The organism is Enterobacter cloacae complex sp. IR5428, assembly GCF_049238585.1.
In the GTDB taxonomy this organism is placed as follows: Bacteria; Pseudomonadota; Gammaproteobacteria; order Enterobacterales; family Enterobacteriaceae; genus Enterobacter; species Enterobacter intestinihominis.
In genome coordinates, this window is the sequence record NZ_JBMKHV010000004.1 from 338,264 (window position 1) to 357,910 (window position 19,647).

Annotated in this window: 21 protein-coding genes; 4 read left to right on the forward strand and 17 right to left on the reverse strand. The window is 56.1% G+C overall.

Annotation, left to right across the window (positions count from 1 at the left end; translation table 11 throughout):
* Window positions 1-40: 40 nt before the first annotated feature.
* From iscX to trmJ, 9 genes are all read right to left on the reverse strand, one after another.
* Window positions 41-241 carry a Fe-S cluster assembly protein IscX gene (iscX, locus tag ACOTXC_RS08075; RefSeq protein ID WP_003860650.1) on the reverse strand — a complete coding sequence of 67 codons (201 nt, stop codon included), beginning with the start codon at window positions 239-241 and terminating at the stop codon, window positions 41-43.
* A gap of 1 nt (window position 242) precedes the next feature.
* Window positions 243-578 (reverse strand): ISC system 2Fe-2S type ferredoxin, encoded by a 336-nt coding sequence (gene fdx, locus ACOTXC_RS08080; protein WP_003860652.1) that lies wholly within the window; start codon window positions 576-578, stop codon window positions 243-245.
* A gap of 1 nt (window position 579) precedes the next feature.
* Window positions 580-2,430, reverse strand: coding sequence for a Fe-S protein assembly chaperone HscA (gene hscA / locus ACOTXC_RS08085; protein ID WP_421767555.1), 1,851 nt, complete (start codon window positions 2,428-2,430; stop codon window positions 580-582).
* Window positions 2,431-2,444: 14 nt separating this feature from the next.
* Window positions 2,445-2,960 carry a co-chaperone HscB gene (hscB, locus tag ACOTXC_RS08090; RefSeq protein ID WP_022649017.1) on the reverse strand — a complete coding sequence of 172 codons (516 nt, stop codon included), beginning with the start codon at window positions 2,958-2,960 and terminating at the stop codon, window positions 2,445-2,447.
* Between the two features lie 198 nt (window positions 2,961-3,158).
* The gene (gene iscA / locus ACOTXC_RS08095; RefSeq protein ID WP_003860659.1) at window positions 3,159-3,482 is read right to left on the reverse strand and encodes an iron-sulfur cluster assembly protein IscA; all 324 of its coding nucleotides are present in this window, start codon (window positions 3,480-3,482) and stop codon (window positions 3,159-3,161) included.
* Between the two features lie 13 nt (window positions 3,483-3,495).
* Window positions 3,496-3,882, reverse strand: coding sequence for a Fe-S cluster assembly scaffold IscU (gene iscU, locus ACOTXC_RS08100; RefSeq protein WP_003860661.1), 387 nt, complete (start codon window positions 3,880-3,882; stop codon window positions 3,496-3,498).
* A gap of 24 nt (window positions 3,883-3,906) precedes the next feature.
* Window positions 3,907-5,121, reverse strand: coding sequence for a cysteine desulfurase (gene iscS, locus ACOTXC_RS08105; RefSeq protein WP_020883022.1), 1,215 nt, complete (start codon window positions 5,119-5,121; stop codon window positions 3,907-3,909).
* 117 nt (window positions 5,122-5,238) lie between these two features.
* Window positions 5,239-5,730, reverse strand: a complete 492-nt coding sequence (iscR, locus tag ACOTXC_RS08110; protein ID WP_089597799.1) for a Fe-S cluster assembly transcriptional regulator IscR — start codon at window positions 5,728-5,730, stop codon at window positions 5,239-5,241.
* A gap of 236 nt (window positions 5,731-5,966) precedes the next feature.
* On the reverse strand, window positions 5,967-6,692 hold the full coding sequence (gene trmJ / locus ACOTXC_RS08115; RefSeq protein WP_015572157.1) for a tRNA (cytosine(32)/uridine(32)-2'-O)-methyltransferase TrmJ: 726 nt from the start codon (window positions 6,690-6,692) through the stop codon (window positions 5,967-5,969).
* A 132-nt stretch (window positions 6,693-6,824) separates the two neighbouring features.
* On the opposite strand from trmJ, the gene suhB reads away from it, so the two are divergent.
* Window positions 6,825-7,628: an inositol-1-monophosphatase gene (gene suhB, locus ACOTXC_RS08120; protein ID WP_022649020.1), complete on the forward strand. Its 804-nt coding sequence runs from the start codon at window positions 6,825-6,827 to the stop codon at window positions 7,626-7,628.
* 60 nt (window positions 7,629-7,688) lie between these two features.
* Here the strand turns inward: suhB and ACOTXC_RS08125 are convergent, their stop codons facing one another.
* Window positions 7,689-8,669 (reverse strand): nickel/cobalt transporter, encoded by a 981-nt coding sequence (locus ACOTXC_RS08125; RefSeq protein WP_058676975.1) that lies wholly within the window; start codon window positions 8,667-8,669, stop codon window positions 7,689-7,691.
* Complete coding sequence (locus tag ACOTXC_RS08130) at window positions 8,660-9,298, reverse strand: DUF1007 family protein (RefSeq protein ID WP_022649022.1); 639 nt, start codon at window positions 9,296-9,298, stop codon at window positions 8,660-8,662. Before ACOTXC_RS08130 ends, ACOTXC_RS08125 begins: the two co-directional genes overlap by 10 nt.
* A gap of 125 nt (window positions 9,299-9,423) precedes the next feature.
* Between ACOTXC_RS08130 and csiE the strand changes: the two genes are divergently transcribed.
* Window positions 9,424-10,701, forward strand: coding sequence for a stationary phase inducible protein CsiE (gene csiE, locus ACOTXC_RS08135; RefSeq protein ID WP_032623757.1), 1,278 nt, complete (start codon window positions 9,424-9,426; stop codon window positions 10,699-10,701).
* On the opposite strand, the gene ACOTXC_RS08140 is transcribed toward csiE, so the two are convergent.
* Entirely contained in the window at window positions 10,702-11,841 is a 1,140-nt protein-coding gene (locus ACOTXC_RS08140) for a 3-phenylpropionate MFS transporter (protein WP_421767556.1), read from the reverse strand.
* A gap of 172 nt (window positions 11,842-12,013) precedes the next feature.
* On the opposite strand from ACOTXC_RS08140, the gene ACOTXC_RS08145 reads away from it, so the two are divergent.
* The gene (locus tag ACOTXC_RS08145) at window positions 12,014-12,436 is read left to right on the forward strand and encodes a DoxX family protein (protein ID WP_038416512.1); all 423 of its coding nucleotides are present in this window, start codon (window positions 12,014-12,016) and stop codon (window positions 12,434-12,436) included.
* 53 nt (window positions 12,437-12,489) lie between these two features.
* Here the strand turns inward: ACOTXC_RS08145 and glyA are convergent, their stop codons facing one another.
* Complete coding sequence (gene glyA / locus ACOTXC_RS08150; RefSeq protein ID WP_003860678.1) at window positions 12,490-13,743, reverse strand: serine hydroxymethyltransferase; 1,254 nt, start codon at window positions 13,741-13,743, stop codon at window positions 12,490-12,492.
* A gap of 304 nt (window positions 13,744-14,047) precedes the next feature.
* Here glyA and hmpA point away from each other — a divergent pair, with 304 nt between their 5' ends.
* Window positions 14,048-15,238 (forward strand): NO-inducible flavohemoprotein, encoded by a 1,191-nt coding sequence (gene hmpA / locus ACOTXC_RS08155; RefSeq protein WP_032623756.1) that lies wholly within the window; start codon window positions 14,048-14,050, stop codon window positions 15,236-15,238.
* Between the two features lie 80 nt (window positions 15,239-15,318).
* On the opposite strand, the gene glnB is transcribed toward hmpA, so the two are convergent.
* The 4 genes from glnB to qseE form a co-directional block, all read right to left on the reverse strand.
* The gene (glnB, locus tag ACOTXC_RS08160; protein ID WP_003860685.1) at window positions 15,319-15,657 is read right to left on the reverse strand and encodes a nitrogen regulatory protein P-II; all 339 of its coding nucleotides are present in this window, start codon (window positions 15,655-15,657) and stop codon (window positions 15,319-15,321) included.
* Between the two features lie 80 nt (window positions 15,658-15,737).
* Window positions 15,738-17,075, reverse strand: a complete 1,338-nt coding sequence (gene glrR / locus ACOTXC_RS08165; RefSeq protein WP_015572150.1) for a two-component system response regulator GlrR — start codon at window positions 17,073-17,075, stop codon at window positions 15,738-15,740.
* Complete coding sequence (gene qseG, locus ACOTXC_RS08170; RefSeq protein ID WP_058646155.1) at window positions 17,072-17,824, reverse strand: two-component system QseEF-associated lipoprotein QseG; 753 nt, start codon at window positions 17,822-17,824, stop codon at window positions 17,072-17,074. The genes glrR and qseG overlap by 4 nt, the downstream gene beginning before the upstream one ends.
* Entirely contained in the window at window positions 17,821-19,254 is a 1,434-nt protein-coding gene (qseE, locus tag ACOTXC_RS08175; protein WP_032622390.1) for a two component system sensor histidine kinase QseE/GlrK, read from the reverse strand. Before qseE ends, qseG begins: the two co-directional genes overlap by 4 nt.
* Between the last annotated feature and the right edge of the window lie 393 nt (window positions 19,255-19,647).

Consider the following 19,647-nt stretch of genomic DNA (forward strand, 5'->3'; position numbering starts at 1 on the left):
ATTAGCAAACGGGCCGCCTGAAGGCAGCCCGTTAAGTGATTTACTCTGCTTCATCTAACCAGACTAACAGAATCGCCTCCAGAATTTTTTCATTGGATGCGTTTGGATCGTCGTCAAAATCCTCTAAATCGCAGATCCACTGATGCATGTCGGTGAATCGTACGGTCTTCGGATCGAGATCCGGGTTCGCGTCGTAGAGCGCTTCGCCGATTTCACGGCTGTCTGTCCACTTCAGTCCCATATTAATGCTCGCGTGCGTGGTTGATGGTGTAGCGTGGGAATTCCACGACCAGATCTTCATCGGTCACCGCCGCCTGGCAGCTTAAGCGGCTGTCAGGCTCCAGACCCCATGCTTTATCCAGCATGTCGTCTTCGTCTTCGGTGCTCTCGGCGAGAGAATCAAAACCTTCACGCACGATGCAGTGGCAGGTGGTGCAGGCACAGGATTTTTCACAGGCGTGTTCCACTTCGATACCTGCACGCAGGGCTACATCGAGAATGGTTTCACCGGTCTTCGCTTCCAGAACAGCGCCATCCGGACAGAGGTCCGCATGAGGCAAAATAACAATCTTTGGCATATTAAACCTCGTCCACGGACTGGCCTTTCAGCGCGACGCGGACAGATTTGTCCATGCGGCGAGCAGCGAAGTCCTGGGTTTGTTTATCAACGTTTTTAATGGCTTCTTCTATTGCGTCAGCGTCATTGCCTTCGGCGACTACGCTTAAGCGCGCAGCAGCCTCGTCAATCACCTGGCGCTCAGCGGCGCTTAACAGCGCGGCATCGGCAGCAAGCGCGCCGTTCAGGCTTTCCAGCACGCGTGCGGCTTCCACTTTTTGTTCCGCCAGCATACGCGCCTTCACATCCTGCTCGGCGTAGCTCATTGAGTCCTGAATCATGGAGGCGATTTCGCCATCGGTCAGGCCGTAGGACGGCTTCACCTGAATGGACGATTCGACGCCGGTGGATTTTTCCAACGCCGTCACGCTCAGGAGACCGTCCGCATCCACCTGGAAGGTGACGCGAATATGCGCCCCGCCCGCCGGCAGCGCCGGAATTCCGCGCAGCGCAAAGCGCGCCAGAGAGCGGCAGTCCTGCACCAGCTCGCGCTCGCCCTGCATCACGTGGATGGACATCGCGGTCTGGCCGTCTTTGAAGGTGGTGAACTCCTGTGCGCGCGCCACCGGAATGGTGGTGTTACGGGGAATAACTTTCTCCACCAGGCCGCCCATGGTTTCTAAACCCAGAGACAGCGGGATGACGTCCAGCAGCAGCATTTCGCTGTCCGGCTTGTTGCCGACCAGGATATCGGCCTGGATAGCGGCACCCACGGCAACCACTTTGTCCGGGTCGATAGAGGTTAGCGGCGTGCGGCCAAAGAATTCCCCTACGCGCTCACGTACCAGCGGCACGCGGGTTGAGCCGCCAACCATGACCACTTCCAGCACCTCGTTAGCCTCAACGCCCGCATCTTTCAATGCGCGACGGCAGGCCAGTAGGGTACGCTTAACCAGAGGCGCAATCAGTTCGCTGAACTGGTCGCGGGTGATCTCACCCTGCCAGCCTGCGACGTTCACGCTGACGGACTGCGCATCGCTCAGGGCGATTTTGGCGTCGATGGCCGCATCCAGCAGTTCACGCTGGACGCGCGCATCGCTGCGATCGCTGATGCCCGCCTGCTCGCGGATGTAGTCCGCCAGCAGATGGTCGAAGTCATCGCCGCCGAGCGCGGAATCCCCGCCGGTGGCCAGCACTTCGAACACACCGCGGCTTAAGCGCAGGATAGAGATATCAAACGTCCCGCCGCCGAGATCGTAAACCGCAATCACCCCTTCCTGACCGGAATCGAGGCCGTAGGCAATGGCTGCCGCTGTCGGTTCGTTCAGCAGACGCAGCACGTGCAGGCCCGCCAGACGCGCGGCGTCTTTGGTGCCCTGACGCTGTGCATCGTCAAAGTAGGCCGGAACGGTGATTACCACGCCGTCCAGATCGCCACCGAGCGTCGCCGTCGCGCGCGCCGCCAGCGCTTTGAGGATGTCAGCAGAAACACGAATCGGGTTCAGCAGACCGGCAGATGTCGCAATCATCGGCAGGCCGTTTTCGCTGGCCTGTAACTGGTACGGCAGATGCGGATAACGGGTCTGGATATCCGCCAGCGAGCGGCCCATCATGCGCTTAACCGAGCTGATGGTGTTAGCCGGATCGCGCGCGGCATTGGCGCGGGCATCAAAGCCGACCGCGTGACCCTGCTGCTGGTAGTGGACCACGGAAGGCAGCAGATGGCGGCCCTGCTCGTCAGCCAGCGTTTCCGCCTGGCCGCTACGCACGGTCGCCACGAGAGAATTGGTGGTGCCCAGGTCAATACCGACCGCCAGACGACGCTGGTGCGGTGCGGCGCTTAAGCCTGGCTCACTAATTTGTAATAAGGCCATAATTGCTTCCGAAATTAAAAATCGAGCAGCTTTTCTTCGAGTTGTTCAGCACTGCTTCGCAGTTTATCGAGAAAACGGAGTTTGCGCACAGTGTCTGCCGCCACGTCCCAGGTCTCGTTGTTCAGTTGCTCAACCATCTGCTGATGGCGGGTATCGAACATGCCCTTTACGCGCTGGAGAAAACGTTCCAGACGCGCTTCGTCTTTAGCCTGTTCAATTTCATCCAGCTCTTCGCGAAGCTCCAGCTGCTCCATCAGAAACGCGGTGTCGCGCACGGTATGCTGTTCGCTCGCCAGATCAAAACCGTGGAGCGAGAGCAGATATTCTGCACGCGCCAGCGGATGACGCAGCGTTTGCCAGGCCTGGTTGATGGTTGCGGAGTGTGATACCGCAGCCAGCTGCTCTGCCTGCGTCCCGCTGGCGAATTTATCCGGATGGTACTGACGCTGGAGATCCTGAAAACGGATCGTCAGCGCCTGGAGATCAATCGGGTATTGAGCGGGTAGTCCGAAGAGAGTGAAGTAATCCATAACAATCTCAGGGGTAGCCTGTTAGAACAAACCCCACGCGTAGCACAGCCACGGTGGGGTTATACCTTCTTACTTCGCGCTGCAGATGCGTTGTCTGCGCTCGTTCACCCCAGTCACTTACTTAAGTAAGCTCCCGGGGATTCACTCGCTTGCCGCCTTTCTGCAACACGAATTAATCGGTATAACAGCGGAACGCGGTTAAACGTGGAAGCTTTCGCCGCAACCACACTCGTCTTTGACGTTCGGGTTCGTAAATTTGAACCCTTCGTTCAGGCCTTCTTTTACAAAGTCCAGCTGAGTGCCGTTGAGAAATTGCAGGCTTTTGCCATCGACCACCACCTTCACGCCCTTGTCTTCAAACACGGTGTCATCAGACGCCGGTTCGTCAACAAACTCCAGTACGTAAGCCATACCAGAACAGCCGGAGGTACGTACGCCCAGTCGCAGGCCAAAGCCTTTACCACGGTTCGCCAGAAAAGAGCTTACTCGCGCGGCAGCGCTGTCGCTAAGGGTAATCGACATACTCAAACCTCAATTATTTTGCTTCACGTTTGCTTTTGTAATCCGCAATGGCGGCTTTGATCGCGTCTTCTGCCAGAATTGAACAGTGAATTTTCACCGGCGGCAGTTCGAGTTCTTCAGCAATGTCCGTGTTTTTGATTGCCTGTGCTTCGTCCAGAGACTTGCCCTTCACCCACTCGGTGACCAGGGAGCTGGAGGCGATAGCAGAACCGCAGCCGTAGGTCTTGAAGCGCGCGTCTTCAATGATACCTTCATTGTTGACTTTAATCTGCAACTTCATCACGTCGCCACACGCTGGCGCGCCAACCATACCGCTACCGACAGATTCGTCGCTGTTGTCAAAAGAGCCAACGTTGCGCGGGTTCTCGTAATGATCGATAACTTTTTCGCTGTATGCCATGATTGAATTCTCCTTATGTACCGATTAGTGATGTGACCATTCAATGCTGTTCAGATCCACGCCCTGCTTGAACATTTCCCACAGTGGAGAAAGGTCGCGCAGACGGCCGATGGAGTTACGAACCAGTTTGATGGTGTAGTCAATCTCTTCTTCGGTAGTGAAACGACCTAAAGAGAAACGGATAGAGCTGTGTGCCAGCTCGTCAGTCATGCCCAGCGCACGCAGCACGTAGGATGGCTCCAGGCTTGCAGACGTACAGGCAGAACCGGAAGAAACGGCCAGGTCTTTCAGCGCCATGATCAGCGATTCGCCTTCAACATAGTTGAAGCTGACGTTGAGGATGTTCGGTGCGCCCTGCTCGAGATCGCCGTTCAGATACACTTCTTCCATATCCTTCACGCCGTCCCACAGACGGTTACGCAGCGTGCGCAGGCGCGCCATCTCGGTTTCCATCTCTTCTTTCGCGATGCGGTACGCTTCGCCCATGCCCACGATCTGGTGAACAGGCAGCGTACCGGAACGCATGCCGCGCTCATGACCGCCGCCGTGCATCTGTGCTTCGATGCGGATACGTGGCTTACGACGAACGTACAGCGCGCCGATCCCTTTCGGGCCATAGATTTTGTGGCCGGAGAAGGACATCAGGTCGACTTTCAGCTGGCTCAGGTCGATAGGCAGTTTGCCCACGCTCTGGGTCGCGTCTACGTGGTAGATGATACCGCGCGCGCGGCACATTTCACCGATGGTCGCGATGTCCTGGACGACGCCGATTTCGTTGTTAACGTGCATGATGGAAACCAGAATGGTGTCATCACGCATGGCCGCTTCGAGCTCTTTCAGGTCGATGATCCCGTTGCTCTGCGGCGCCAGGTAAGTCACGTCGAACCCTTCACGCTCCAGCTGACGGCAGGTGTCCAGCACAGCTTTGTGTTCGGTCTTGCTGGTGATGATGTGCTTGCCTTTTTTCTGATAAAAGTTGGCTGCACCTTTAATCGCCAGGTTGTCGGATTCGGTCGCACCGGAGGTGAAAACAATTTCACGCGGATCGGCACCGACCAGGTCAGCAATCTGATTACGGGCGATATCAACCGCCTCTTCAGCATGCCAGCCAAAACGGTGTGAACGGGAAGCTGGGTTACCAAAGTTTCCGTCCAGGGTCAGACACTGCATCATTTTCTCGGCAACACGCGGGTCCACCGGCGTGGTTGCGGAGTAGTCGAGATAAATCGGTAATTTCATTGCTCTTTAAACTCCGTACATCGCTTCAATGCAAGGAATCAGGCAACCGGCTGGATGTACGACCGAGTACACGGGGCGTGACCGCCCCGGCCTGATTCTGAAATACTTATCTTTTTATTACGCGCGCAGTTTGACGTCGATAGCGTCTTGCGCGCGGGTGCTGCGTTGTGATTCATGGCTTTGCTGACGACCCGATACGTCCAGAACTTCCTGGTTATTCACCAGTTCACCCAGGGTGATGTTATTCAGGAAGCCGGTCAGACGGTCGCTCAGATCGCGCCACAGCGCGTGGGTCAGGCACTTATCGCCGCCCTGGCAGCCGCCTTTACCCTGGCAACGGGTCGCGTCAACGGATTCGTCAACGGCGCTGATCACTTCGCCAACTGCAATACTGCCCGCGTCTTTACCCAGCAGATAGCCGCCGCCTGGGCCACGAACGCTGGAAACCAGTCCATTTTTACGCAGTCTGGAGAACAGCTGTTCCAGATAAGAGAGGGAGATCCCCTGTCGTTCAGAAATATCAGCCAACGGAACCGGGCCCGCTTCGGAGTTGAGCGCAACGTCCAGCATCGCGGTCACGGCATAACGCCCTTTAGATGTCAGTCTCATGTCTTACTTAACCTCAAACTCGCCCCTGCCCGGGGTTTTTTATTGTAAAATGGGGGTATTGCATAGCAGGGCCAAGTCTGACATTCCTGACTAAATTGGTCAACTATTTACTTGACTGTTTTAGTCAGGTATTTAACCTTCTGTGCCGTATTTTTTGCCCGGCGGCGCTGCGCTTGCACGGGCCTACGGGCTTTGTAGGCCGGGTAAGCGAAGCGCCACCCGGCGAACACACGGCACTACTCTTTATTCTTCTGCTCAATAGACGCCAGGATCCCGCGCAGGATGTTCAGCTCCTGGCTTTCCGGGCGCGCCCGGGTGAACATACGGCGCAGCTTGTTCATCACCTGCCCTGGATGGCCTTCACGGATAAAGCCGGTCGAGAGCAGCGTCTGCTCCAGGTGGCCGTAGAAGCGCTCCAGATCGTCCACCAGCGGGTAGGCCGTCTCTTCTTTAGGTTCGACCGGTTTCTCCTGCGTCGCCAGCCATGCCATGCGCACTTCGTAGGCAATCACCTGCACCGCCATCGCCAGGTTCAGCGAGCTGTATTCCGGGTTTGCGGCAATCGCCACGTGGTAGTGACACTTCTGTAGTTCCTCGTTGGTCAGGCCAACGCGTTCACGACCAAACACCAGCGCAACCGGCGCCTGTTCCGCTTCTGAGATACTTTTCAGGCCGCATTCGCGCGGGTCCAGCATCGGCCAGGGCAGCGTACGGGAGCGCGCGCTGGTCCCCACCACCAGACTGCAACCGGCCAGGGCTTCGTCCAGGGTGTCCACAATCTGTGCATTCCCTATCACGTCGCTGGCGCCGGCCGCCAGCGCAATAGCCTGAGAGTCTGGTTTCACCAGCGGATTAACCAGCCACAGGTTCGTTAAGCCCATGGTTTTCATAGCGCGGGCCACAGAGCCCATGTTGCCGGTGTGCGATGTTTCGACCAGCACGATTCGAATGTTTTGCAGCATAATTTTTAGATGTCTGGATTCAGTGTCTGAAGAATATTCGGGCATATTATCATAAACGAGAGACATAATCCGATCCCGCTGCTATACTCTGCGCCGATTTTCCTGTTCTTTAACATCCAGTGAGAGAGACCGATGCATCCGATGCTGACCATCGCCGTGCGCGCAGCGCGCAAGGCGGGTAATGTAATTGCCAAACACTACGAAACCCCAGACTCCGTAGAAACCAGCCAGAAAGGCAGCAATGATTTCGTGACTAACGTCGATAAAGCCGCCGAAGCGATTATTATCGAAACGATCCGCAAATCTTACCCGCAGCACACCATCATCACCGAAGAAAGCGGTGAACATGAAGGTACCGATCAGGATGTTCAATGGGTTATCGATCCACTGGATGGCACCACCAACTTCGTTAAGCGCCTGCCACACTTCTCTGTGTCTATCGCAGTACGCATCAAAGGCCGTACTGAAGTCGCCGTTGTTTACGATCCAATGCGTAACGAACTGTTCACCGCGACCCGCGGTCAGGGCGCGCAGCTGAACGGCTACCGTCTGCGCTGCAGCAATGCACGCGATCTGGACGGCACGATTCTGGCGACCGGCTTCCCGTTCAAGGCGAAGCAGCACGCAACCACTTATATGAATATCCTCGGCAAACTGTTCACCGAATGCGCGGACTTCCGTCGCACCGGCTCTGCTGCACTGGATCTGGCCTACGTGGCGACCGGCCGCGTTGACGGTTACTTTGAGCTGTCACTGAAGCCGTGGGACTTCGCGGCGGGCGAGCTGATCGCACGTGAAGCTGGCGCGATTGTTTGTGACTTCACCGGCGGCCATAACTATATGTCTACCGGCAACATCGTTGCAGGTAACCCGCGCGTTGTTAAAGCCATGCTGGCAAACATGCGTGAAGAACTGAGCGATGCGCTGAAGCGTTAATCCAGTCTGTTAAGCCCGGTGGCGCTACGCTTACCGGGCCTACAAACCCCTCAGGTATGGCTAAAAAGGCCGCAACCCCCTTCCCACCGGCACCGCGCTCATCCACATCGTGACCGCAGCCACCAGCAGAATCACCCCGCCCGCCAGCGCAAGCGTCGTCCAGCCAACCTGTCGCCACAATACCGGCGTTTTATTGCCGCTGAGTTTTACCGCCAGCTGACGGAAGCTGTGCACCAGCAAGGCTAACGAAGAGATAGTCAGAGATGTTCCCGCCGCCATCGCCAGCGCCGAGATCATGCCCCAGCCAAATACACCTATCACTTTGCTGAACAACAGCACCATGATTGCGCCCGAGCACGGACGCATCCCCATTGAGAGAACAATCATCAGGCGCGCACGCCAGTCGTCACCATTCTGTAATTGTTCCTGCGTCGGCAGATGCTGATGCCCGCACCCGCAGTTTTTATGGTGAACGTGATGCGGCGTAAAGATTTTGAATTTTGGTTTTTGCAGCAACGCGCGCAATTTTTTCAGCGCCCGCCAGCAGAGAATCAGCCCCAACACGCCTACCAGCGCGTAACTTCCCTTCTCCAGCCAGAAGCTGCTCATATGCAGCTGGCGGGCCGGGAGCTGTAGCAGCGAAAGGACGACCACGACCAGCGCAATTGCCACACCGCCCTGAAGTAAAGAGGAAGCCAGCGTCAGGCCGATACTCGATTTCAGCTTCGACGGTTGGGTGGCAAGCCAGGTCGTGATGACGATTTTGCCGTGCCCCGGCCCCAGGGCATGCAGCACGCCATAGATAAAGCTGAACGCCAGAAGAGAGCCGCCCGCTTTGGACGGATTTTCCGCCACGGCTTTCAGCAGCCCGCTCATCTGCTGATTAACTTCCCGCTGCCAGAGGATACTTTTCATCATCACCTGCGGCCATGCCTGCCACAGCCAGAGCGCGCCGCCAGACGCTAACAGCAAAAAGAGCGCCAGAGGCCAGAGGTGCAGCCAGCGACGCGGCTTACTGACGGGAGAGGAGATCACTGACATTGCAACGTCACCTCCTGCGCAAACTGTTTTCCTAATTCCATGTCTTCTGGGGGCGCATCTTCTTTATCAAGGGAAACGGCAAAGTTCAGCGTCTCTTCACTGGGCGTCGGCGTGTGCACGGCAATTTTGCAGCTTTTTTGCAATATTTCTGGCAACTGTACGTCGCTGTCCTGGGCGTAATGCATATCGACATAGTAGGTTGGGTCAAACGTGGAAAACCTGTACTTCTGCCCGGCCAGCGGCTGAGGGTGCGCCAGCGGAAGGATAAACGTCAGCACCGCCTGATGGCCGTCGCGGGTCATACCGTACTCCGTGGGACGGTTAAGAAATTTCACCTTTTGTCCGTTGTGCCAGAACTCGGTGAAGTAGTGCTGACCCAGCACGTTGGCCATGACTTCCGCCGCCAGCTTTTTCCAGATCTCGTCGCCGGGCTTTGCGTTTCCGGCATCGTACAGCAGGTCGGCGGAGGTGATTTCATCCATCGTCCAGCGCATCTTCAGGCCGCTGAGCTGTGTGCCGTCCGTCACCAGTTCGGTTTTCAGGCTGATAAAGCTGTGAGGATGTGCGCTGGCGGCGGAGGTGATAACCGCCAAAAATAACGCTGTCACGCTTTGTTTAACTGTTTGCATCAATTCCTCACGTCAAAAATTCTGTGATGTTCGCCAGCAATCCTGAATGAAAGGCCTGCCGGCGCGCTTTTCAGCGCCCATCCTTTAGCTATTCTTATCAAACATTCACACTGGATACCCGACAGATGATGACGACGCTTGAAATTCCATCTGTGCTTTCCAGTTCGCAGCGCCGTTGCCAGGTGCTTTTGATGCTTTACCTGCCCGATGCTGCCGTCACCGCACAGAGCATAATCGCTGCCAACGGCGTGGACGACGTCCTGGCACGGCAAGATATAGCCGAGACGCGCGATGAAATCCAGCGCTATCATCGGCTTGATATCGTCACGCACCATGACGGTTGCTACCGTATTGAGGGCTCCGCCCTGAATCAGCGTTTGTGCCTGCTGCACTGGCTGCGCAGGGCGCTTCGGCTGTGTCCACATTTTGTCGCCCAACAGTTTACCCCTGCCTTAAAAACCGCGCTCAAACAGCACGGCATTGCCCGCCCGCTTTATGACGATGCGAACCTTCGGGCGCTTATCAACTTTTGCGCGCGCAAGCTTCAGCGCCAGTTTGAGTCCCGCGACGTACAGTTTTTACAGCTTTATCTGCAATATTGTCTTATTCAGCATCATCTGGGCAATACGCCGGAGTTTTCACCCGTTCAGCGCAGCTGGACGCAATCGAGAGGGGAATACTTTACGGCGCAGGAAATTGTCCGTCACTGGAAACGGCGCGTCCCGCAGGGAACGCACAGTGATGAACAGCTGTTCCTGGCGCTGCTGTTTATGATGCTCCGCACACCCGACCCGGTACTGGATAAACACCAGCAGGATCAGCGCCTGCGTCGGGCCATCGTGCGTATGATTGCCCGTTTCCGGGCGCAAACCGGGATGAACTTCAGCGATGAGCAAGGGCTGACCGATCAGCTGTATATTCATCTGGCTCAGGCGCTGGACCGCTCCTTATTTGACATCGGCATCGACAACAGTCTGCCGGAAGAGATCCACCGTCTATACCCCCGGCTGCTGCGCACCACTAAAGAGGCGCTGTTTGAGCTGGAAGCCGAATTTGGCCTGCGATTCTCCGGTGAAGAGATGGCTCTGGTGGCGGTGATTTTTGGTGCCTGGCTGATGCAGGAAACCGATCTTCATGAAAAACAGGTGGTCCTGTTAACGGGGGAAGATAAAGCCTGCGAGGAGTTAATTGAGCAGCAGCTTCGCGAGCTAACGCTGCTGCCGCTCAATATTCGTTATCTTAGCCTGGAAGCGTTTAAGAAGGAGGGCGCCCCCCGCGAGGCGGCGCTGGTTATTACGCCTTATCCAACCGCCCTGCCGCTGTTCTCGCCGCCGCTCATTCATGCCGTTGAGACCCTGAACACGCAGCAGCAGGAACATATTCGCGTTATGCTCGAATCTTAGTTACGTGCGAGCAGCGACTTTAGGGCGGATGACGATGGCCGGTAAAGCGACCAGCGCCATCACCCAGAACACACCGTGGCCCAGGTGCTGATAGAGGAAACCGGCAAATACGGTCATCACCGCAATACTGCCGCCCATCGCCACCGCTGAATAGACTGCCTGAAGACGAATAACGTCCCCACCCTCTCGCGCCGCGATATAGCGCATCGCCGCCAAATGGCAGACGGTGAAGGTTCCGCAGTGCAGAATTTGCGCCACAATCAGCCACGGCAGATCCGTCGTCCAGCCCATGATGCCCCAGCGCGCTACGCCGCAAACGGCGGAAAGCAGCAGCAGGTCACGCGCCCCGAAACGACGGAACAGTTTTTGGCTCAGCGCGAAGATAATGACCTCCGCTACCACGCCGAGCGACCACAGGTAGCCTACCGCAGAAGCCGAGTAGCCCGCCCCCTGCCAGTAGATGGCGCTGAAGCCGTAATAGGCCGCATGCGCCCCCTGAAGCAGACAGACGCAGGCCAGGAAACGCCAGCTTTGCGCCACCAGCGAGCGCCAGGCGGGCCAGCCAGCGCTCTCCTGATGGCGGCTTTCGCCCTGCGGCATCACCGACGGACGCAGCAACATACCGAGCAGCATCGAGGCGATGCCGAGCGTTAACAGGGCCAGAATGGCGTGATAGTCATAGAGGCTGACCAGTTTCCCGACCAGCGCAGAGCCGATCACGAAGGCAATCGATCCCCACAGGCGCACGCGGCCATAGTCCATGGTGATCTGCTTTTGCCAGGTGTTCGCCAGGGCATCCGTCAGCGGCACCAGCGGGGAGAAGAACAGATTAAAGCCAACCATCACCACCATCAGCCAGGCAAACTGGTGGCTGACCCAGAAGCAGGCCGCAAAGACCAGCGTCAGCAGGGCCAGAATTCGCACCGCTTTAATCAGTAAGGAGGGATCGCTGACGCGGGGCGCAATCAGCAGGCTACCCAGGAAACGCGCCACCAGCCCCGCGCCCAGCAGGATGCCGATGGTCTCAGGCGTCAGACCAATTCCCTTGAGCCAGACGCTCCAGAAAGGCAAAAAAATACCGTAACTAAAGAAATAGGTGAAATAGCTGAGCGCCAGCCAGCGCGTGGAATGCAAGACCATGAATCCCTCCCGAAATGGAGGCGATAGTCTGGCGTTAATCCCTGACTTTAGCAAGTCGTTAGCGCGCTATAAATTAACTAAAAATTAACATCATCACCAGCCGTACAGCGTATGGCGAGAGCGGTAAAACTGTATTACGTTTATAAGACATCGCCTGAAGAGGTCGTTTGCCATGAACAGCTTACGTTATTTCGATTTCGGATCCTCTCGTTCTCTCCTGCTTTTAATTGCCCGCATTGCTATCGTGGTCCTGTTTATTATTTTCGGTTATCCCAAGCTAACGGGGTTTAGCGGCACCGTTCAGTACATGACGTCGCTCGGCGCCCCCATGCCCATGCTGGCCGCGATTATTGCGGTGGTAATGGAAATCCCCGCCGCGATTCTGATCGTTCTGGGCTTTTTTACCCGCCCCCTCGCGGTGATCTTTGTCTTCTATACGCTGGGAACGGCGGTGATTGGACACCACTACTGGGATATGACGGGCGATGCGGTCCTGCCAAATATGATTAACTTCTATAAAAATGTGAGTATCGCTGGCGCCTTTATTTTGCTGGCGATAACCGGGCCGGGGGCCATCTCCCTCGACCGACGTTAGCCCATAAAAAAAGGCCGCATAAGCGGCCTTTTTCAGTTCTGAAACGCAGAGAATTATGCGTACACCGGGAAGCGTGCGCAGATGTCCAGAACTTTACCTTTAACGCGCTCGATAACCGCGTCGTCATTGATGTTGTCCAGAACGTCACACATCCAGCCCGCCAGCTCTTTCACTTCCGCTTCTTTAAAGCCACGGCGAGTTACGGCCGGAGAACCGATACGGATACCGGAAGTCACGAACGGGCTCTTCGGATCGTTTGGCACGCTGTTTTTGTTCACGGTGATGTTGGCGCGGCCGAGGGCTGCGTCAGCTTCTTTACCGGTCAGGTTCTTATCGACCAAATCCAGCAGGAACAGGTGGTTTTCAGTCCCACCGGACACCACTTTGTAACCACGGTTCAGGAACACTTCCACCATCGCTTTGGCGTTTTTAGCAACCTGCTGCTGGTAAACCTTGAACTCTGGCTCCATCGCTTCTTTCAGCGCGACGGCTTTCGCGGCGATAACGTGCATCAGCGGGCCGCCCTGGGCACTTGGGAACACGGCGGAGTTCAGCTTTTTGTACAGCTCTTCGTCACCGCCTTTCGCCAGGATCAGGCCACCGCGTGGACCCGCCAGGGTTTTGTGGGTGGTGGTGGTCACAACGTGCGCATGTGGAACCGGGTTCGGGTAAACGCCAGCGGCAATCAGACCGGCAACGTGCGCCATGTCGACGAACAGGTACGCGCCGATGCTGTCAGCGATTTCACGCATTTTTGCCCAGTCAACGATGCCGGAGTAAGCAGAGAAGCCACCGATGATCATCTTCGGCTTGTGCTCTTTGGCCTGCTTCGCCATGTCTTCGTAGTCAATTTTACCGGACTCATCAATACCGTAAGGGATGATGTTGTACAGTTTGCCAGAGAAGTTAACCGGAGAGCCGTGAGTCAGGTGGCCGCCCTGCGCCAGGTTCATACCCAGAACGGTATCGCCCGGCTGCAACAGCGCGGTGTAAACAGCGAAGTTAGCCTGAGAGCCAGAGTGCGGCTGGACGTTCGCGTAGTCAGCGCCAAAGAGTTCTTTCGCACGGTCAATCGCCAGTTGCTCAACGATATCAACGTATTCGCAACCGCCGTAGTAGCGCTTGCCCGGATAACCTTCAGCATATTTGTTGGTCAGCTGAGAACCCTGCGCCTGCATCACGCGCGGGCTGGTGTAGTTTTCGGAGGCGATCAGTTCGATGTGCTCTTCCTGACGTACTTTTTCCTGCTCCATAGCCTGCCACAGTTCGGCATCATAATCGGCAATGTTCATTTCACGCTTTAACATCCGCATCTCCTGACTCAGCTAACAAGTAAATTTTTGGCCTGAAAAGGCAGTCCTGTTGGACGACGGGCAACAGTATAACTGAATAGTTCTGCGATAACAGGTCTTGACAAACGATTTTACGCAAACGTTTACCTCCACGCCACGCAAGGGTTTGAGCAATAAAGCTCTCGCCATTTTCAACGGATTTCTTTTCAGCTTTGTGATGCATATTTTTCACGATGCAAAGAACCATTTACATTGCAGGGGTATTTTTATAAGATGCATATAAAATACATCATTAAAGTAACATCAGAAGGAAGCTGCTATGCTCGACGCCCAAACCATCGCTACCGTGAAAGCCACAATCCCCCTGCTGGTTGAAACGGGTCCTAAACTGACCGCTCATTTCTACGATCGCATGTTCGCGCATAACCCGGAGCTCAAAGAGATTTTCAACATGAGCAACCAGCGTAACGGCGATCAGCGCGAAGCGCTGTTTAACGCTATTGCCGCCTATGCCAGCAACATCGAAAACCTGCCGGCTCTGCTGCCTGCGGTGGAAAAAATCGCCCAGAAGCACACCAGCTTCCAGATCAAACCTGAGCAGTACAACATCGTGGGCAGTCACCTGCTGGCAACCCTGGACGAAATGTTCAGCCCGGGCCAGGAAGTGCTGGATGCCTGGGGTAAGGCATACGGCGTGCTGGCAAACGTGTTCATCAACCGTGAAGCGCAGATCTACAGCGAAAACGCCAGCAAGAATGGCGGCTGGGAAGGCACGCGTGCTTTCCGCATCGTTGAGAAAACCCCGCGCAGCGCACTGATCACCAGCTTTGAGTTTGAGCCGGTGGACGGCCAGCCAGTTGCCGATTACCAGCCGGGGCAGTATCTGGGCGTCTGGCTGAAGCCTGAAGGCTTCCCGCACCAGGAGATTCGCCAGTACTCCCTGACCCGCAAGCCAGACGGCAAAGGCTATCGCATTGCGGTTAAACGTGAGGAAGGCGGTCAGGTATCCAGCTGGCTGCATAACGTCGCCAGCGTGGGTGATATCGTTCATCTGGCCGCGCCAGCGGGTGATTTCTTTATGGCGGTGGAATCGGGTACCCCGGTGACGCTGATTTCCGCAGGTGTTGGTCAAACGCCAATGCTGGCGATGCTGGATACGCTGGCAAAATCAAACCACAGCGCGCAGGTTAACTGGTTCCACGCGGCCGAAAACGGTGATGTGCACGCCTTTGCAGATGAAGTGAAAGCGCTCGGAGCGGGTCTGCCACACTTTACCGCGCATACCTGGTATCGTTTACCCACGGAAGCTGACCGCGCAGCGGCACGTTTTGACAGCGAAGGCCTGATGAATTTAGGGCAGCACGAAGGGGCGTTTAGCGCACCGGGGATGCAGTTCTACGTGTGTGGGCCGGTAGCGTTTATGCAGTATGCCGCGAAGCAGCTGGTAGACCTGGGCGTGAACAAAGACAACATTCATTACGAATGTTTCGGCCCGCATAAAGTGCTGTAATCGCCCGGCGGCGCTGCGCTTGCACGGACCTGCGAAGGGTTCTGTAGGCCGGGTAAGCGCAGCGCCACCCGGCAAGAATGTTAAATCGCCGCGTCGTCTTCTTCGCCGGTACGGATACGGATCACGCGCGCCACGTCAAAGACGAAGATTTTCCCGTCGCCAATTTTACCGGTCTGCGCCGTGCGGATGATGGTATCCACACAGGTATCGACGATATCATCGCTCACCACGATCTCGATTTTCACTTTCGGCAGAAAGTCCACCATGTACTCTGCGCCACGGTATAGCTCGGTGTGGCCCTTCTGACGACCAAAACCTTTCACTTCAGTTACGGTCATCCCGGTGATGCCTACTTCTGCCAGCGCTTCACGTACATCATCCAGTTTGAAAGGTTTAATAATCGCATCAATTTTTTTCATGGTGGGTCCTTAAACTCTTGCCAGTAAGCAGCCTCGTAATCGGTTGCTCACAGTATCATATTCAGGCGAATTTTGCGGTATTACTCTTTAAAATCGTTCGCTTCCAGCTCGTGGCGTGAGAGCAATTTATAGAACTCGGTACGGTTACGCCCGGCCATGCGCGCCGCGTGGGTCACGTTGCCTTTGGTGATTTGCAGCAGCTTGCGCAGATAGTTCAGCTCGAACTGATTTCGCGCTTCCGCAAACGTCGGTAAGGCCGTGTTTTCCCCCTCGAGCGCCTGCTCCACCAGCGCATCGCTGATCACCGGCGATGACGTCAGCGCCACGCACTGCTCAATCACGTTCACCAGCTGGCGTACGTTACCCGGCCAGCTTGCGGTCATCAGGCGTTTCATCGCATCGGTGGAGAACGCGCGCACAAACGGTTTGTGGCGGTCAGCGGCCTGGCGCAAAAGGTGATTTGCCAGCAGCGGGATATCTTCCGCACGCTCGGCCAGCGCCGGGATTTTCAGGTTGACGACATTCAGTCGATAGTAGAGATCTTCGCGGAACTCGTTGCGCGCCATCACCTTGGGTAAATCACGGTGGGTGGCGGAAATAATACGCACGTTGATATCGATATCGCGGTTGCTGCCGAGCGGACGTACTTTCCGCTCCTGCAACACGCGCAGCAATTTGACCTGCAGCGGCGCGGGCATATCGCCAATTTCATCAAGAAACAGCGTGCCCCCCTCAGCCGCCTGGAACAGCCCTTCACGGCTGCTCACCGCGCCGGTAAAGGCGCCGCGGGCATGGCCAAAGAGCTCTGATTCGAGCAGCTGTTCCGGCAACGCGCCACAGTTAATGGCAATAAAAGCATTTTTACTGCGCGGGCTGGCGTTGTGGATCGCCTGGGCGAGGATCTCTTTCCCGGTCCCGCTCTGGCCGTTGATCAGCACGCTAACGTCGGATTGCGCCACCATCCGCGCCTGTTCCAGCAGGCGCAGCATCACAGGGCTACGCGTCACGATGGATTCACGCCAGGCGTCGTCGCCGGATGGCGCTGCGTGCTCAAGGGCGCTGTCGATCGCTTTATAGAGGGCGTCTTTATCCACCGGTTTGGTGAGGAAGCTGAATACCCCCTGCTGCGTCGCGGCCACCGCATCAGGAATAGATCCGTGAGCGGTGAGGATAATCACCGGCATCCCGGGCTGCTGCTTCTGGATCTCCGTGAACAGTTGCAGGCCATCCATTTCATCCATGCGCAAATCGCTGATCACCAGATCGATTTTCTCACGGCTGAGCACCTTCAGCCCCTCCTGCCCGCTTTCAGCGGTGACCACGCTGTAGCCTTCGCTGACCAGACGCATCCCCAGCAGCTTTAACAGCCCGGGATCGTCATCCACCAGTAACAGATGGGCAGGTTTACGGCTTGTCATGGCTTCACATCCTCTTGTTTCGGCGTCTCACTGTCTGGCGTCGTGGCAGAGTTGCCTTTCGACCCATCAGGCAGATAGCTGCCTGCCGGCTTACGCGTCGAGAGCTGTCTTTCGATATCGGTCAGATTTTCGAGCTTGCGGGTGGTGGTTTCCAGCTGCTCGCGCAGCGACTCCTGCTGCTGGCGAAGCGCATCAAGCTCGCTGTCGCTTGACTGCTGCAATTTGCTGTAGCGGAAACGCTCTTCAGACAGCTGTAATTGCAGGGTTTGTCCGTCCCGCCAGAGCTGATAGACCGGGCGCACCTGCGGGGGAATATTGATCACGTAAGTATCCAGCCGCGTCACGTTGGCGCGGCGTTCGACAGGCGTGATTCTGGCATCCGCCATCACGATCCCGCGTTTAAACGCGACCTGCCAGGTATCGTCCACCAGCATCGCCGCCTGGGCACGGGCCTCAGCGGGCGCCAGCCGCTGGGCGCAGTCTATTCCGCGCAGCCAGAACAGCGGATTGGATTCAACATCACGCCCCGACAGGCTCCAGATATCATCGCAACGTGTCGAAAGGAAATCAGCCAGCTGTTTTTGCGGCCATTTATCTTCCTGTTTGTGGCTAATTGCACTTTTCGGTGCATGGGTTACACAGCCTGCCAGCAGTAAGCAGGGCAGGCTGAGGCGCACATTTTTGCTGGAAAACACCGCGCGCAGTGCGCGGTAAAAGACGTGTGACATACTCACCAGGTTGTTATTCATTTCATTGATTTTTCCGGCTCAAGAGGCAGTTCGATACGAAAACAGACATCGGCGCGTTCATCACTCACGATGTTAAGCTCACCCTGCATGCGTCGTATGCAGTCGCGGGCAATACTCAGCCCCAGACCACTTCCTTTTACCGCACCTTTTCGCTGATGACTCCCCTGGAAGAAGGGTTCAAAGATCATCGTTTTTTCATCATCCGGAATCGGGCTTCCGGTATTCGCTACGTCAATAAATACCCGCGAACCGTTGTTATTGCTTCTGATATAAATGGTACCGGATTCAGTACCATAGTGCACCGCATTGGAATAAAGATTATCCAGTACGCTCATTAACAGCATCGGTTCTGCAAGACAGGCTGGCGCGTTGAGTTCCACCTGGGTATGCATCATTTTAGCTCTTGCTGGCAGGCTATGGGCGGAGATCACCATGTCCACCAGCGGTTCAATCTCAACGCTTTCAAGCACCACAGCACCATCCGCCAGCTTGCGGTTATAGTCCAGCAGTTGTTCAATAAGCTTTTGTAAATTGCGGCTGCTGGCATCCAGAATCGCCACGATCTCTTTTTGCTCAGGGGTTAACGGCCCCGCCACTTCGTCGGCCAGCAGTTCCGTACCTTCACGCATGCTGGCCAGCGGCGTTTTGAGTTCGTGTGAGATATGGCGCAGGAACTGGTGGCGCTGCGATTCCAGCCACGCCAGGCGCTCTGAAAGCCAGATGATGCGTTGACCGACCGAGCGCAGCTCGCGCGGGCCTTTAAAAACGACCGTATCCCCGAGAGATTTACCCTCCCCCAGGCGGTTAATCATCCGCTGGATCCCCTTCACGGGGCCGATGATCATGCGGGTAAAGAGCAGCACCAGCCCCAGGCTGACGAGGAACAGCACCAGCGCCTGCCAGCCGAAGAACTGGCCGCGCTCGGCAATCTCCTGCTGGAGCTGCTGACCACGGGAAAAGATAACCGTACGGGTGGACTGAACCATCTCCGTATTGGCGTTCGCGAAGGCTTCAAGTCGGGCGGCGGCGGCGGCATCAGGACCGCTGTTTTTGCACTGGAGCTGCGCCAGATCGTTCAGATCCTGACGCAGCGCCTGATAGAGTTTGTCATCTGGCAGCACCCCGGCGTGGGCGTCCAGCATTTCGCTGTAGCGTTTACGCTGGTTCTGATAGACCCTCTCCAGCGTGCGATCGTCCAGCACGCAGTACTGGCGATAGCTACGCTCCATCTCAAGCGCGGCGTTGGTCATCGCCTCGCTACGGCGAGCATCAATAAGCGTGGTGCGGTTAGTCAGGGCCGCCTGAGCACTTAACGCGTTCAGGCTTTGCCAGGCCTGCCAGGCCAGAACCAGCAAAGGTAGCAGGATCAGCAGGAAGGCCATCATAACGAGCTGTCGCAGGGAGCGAGGGAAAGCGGGCCAGCGTTTCAACACATTACTCTCTTCATCCGGGTTTGAGGAGAGCGTAACTGAGTCTGCCCTTCAGATACAACAAAGCCGGGTAAAAACCCGGCTTTGTCATGGAATAAGGCGGTGCCTAACTCGACGTTTCGCCCTGGCCTGATAAAGCATTGCAATAATCAGTAGTTGGACGGCAGGCACCTTTTTGTGCGTCATTCGAAGTTTATGTAGCACGTCCCGAAGGGGCTGACATAAGAAGGTGAATGAGCCACTGGTTACTATTATGCAACACGCGTGCCAGATTGCAAAAATTAATGCTATCCTTATGATTAGTAATATTTTTATTATCAAAACGTATTGATTGTTACGTGAATGATTTCCAGGCTAAGTGTCGCTATTAAGCAACACCTTAACGGGAACCTG

Coding starts and splice junctions, on each gene's coding strand:
- iscA (WP_003860659.1), bottom strand. CDS start 3,482: ATGTCGATTACCCTTAGCGACAGCGCTGCCGCGCGAGTAAGCTCTTTT.
- fdx (WP_003860652.1), bottom strand. CDS start 578: ATGCCAAAGATTGTTATTTTGCCTCATGCGGACCTCTGTCCGGATGGC.
- ACOTXC_RS08145 (WP_038416512.1), top strand. CDS start 12,014: ATGAACAGCTTACGTTATTTCGATTTCGGATCCTCTCGTTCTCTCCTG.
- suhB (WP_022649020.1), top strand. CDS start 6,825: ATGCATCCGATGCTGACCATCGCCGTGCGCGCAGCGCGCAAGGCGGGT.
- iscR (WP_089597799.1), bottom strand. CDS start 5,730: ATGAGACTGACATCTAAAGGGCGTTATGCCGTGACCGCGATGCTGGAC.
- qseG (WP_058646155.1), bottom strand. CDS start 17,824: ATGAATAACAACCTGGTGAGTATGTCACACGTCTTTTACCGCGCACTG.
- iscU (WP_003860661.1), bottom strand. CDS start 3,882: ATGGCATACAGCGAAAAAGTTATCGATCATTACGAGAACCCGCGCAAC.
- iscS (WP_020883022.1), bottom strand. CDS start 5,121: ATGAAATTACCGATTTATCTCGACTACTCCGCAACCACGCCGGTGGAC.
- hscA (WP_421767555.1), bottom strand. CDS start 2,430: ATGGCCTTATTACAAATTAGTGAGCCAGGCTTAAGCGCCGCACCGCAC.
- ACOTXC_RS08140 (WP_421767556.1), bottom strand. CDS start 11,841: ATGGTCTTGCATTCCACGCGCTGGCTGGCGCTCAGCTATTTCACCTAT.
- hmpA (WP_032623756.1), top strand. CDS start 14,048: ATGCTCGACGCCCAAACCATCGCTACCGTGAAAGCCACAATCCCCCTG.
- csiE (WP_032623757.1), top strand. CDS start 9,424: ATGATGACGACGCTTGAAATTCCATCTGTGCTTTCCAGTTCGCAGCGC.
- hscB (WP_022649017.1), bottom strand. CDS start 2,960: ATGGATTACTTCACTCTCTTCGGACTACCCGCTCAATACCCGATTGAT.
- iscX (WP_003860650.1), bottom strand. CDS start 241: ATGGGACTGAAGTGGACAGACAGCCGTGAAATCGGCGAAGCGCTCTAC.
- glnB (WP_003860685.1), bottom strand. CDS start 15,657: ATGAAAAAAATTGATGCGATTATTAAACCTTTCAAACTGGATGATGTA.
- ACOTXC_RS08125 (WP_058676975.1), bottom strand. CDS start 8,669: ATGTCAGTGATCTCCTCTCCCGTCAGTAAGCCGCGTCGCTGGCTGCAC.
- glrR (WP_015572150.1), bottom strand. CDS start 17,075: ATGACAAGCCGTAAACCTGCCCATCTGTTACTGGTGGATGACGATCCC.
- trmJ (WP_015572157.1), bottom strand. CDS start 6,692: ATGCTGCAAAACATTCGAATCGTGCTGGTCGAAACATCGCACACCGGC.
- glyA (WP_003860678.1), bottom strand. CDS start 13,743: ATGTTAAAGCGTGAAATGAACATTGCCGATTATGATGCCGAACTGTGG.
- ACOTXC_RS08130 (WP_022649022.1), bottom strand. CDS start 9,298: ATGCAAACAGTTAAACAAAGCGTGACAGCGTTATTTTTGGCGGTTATC.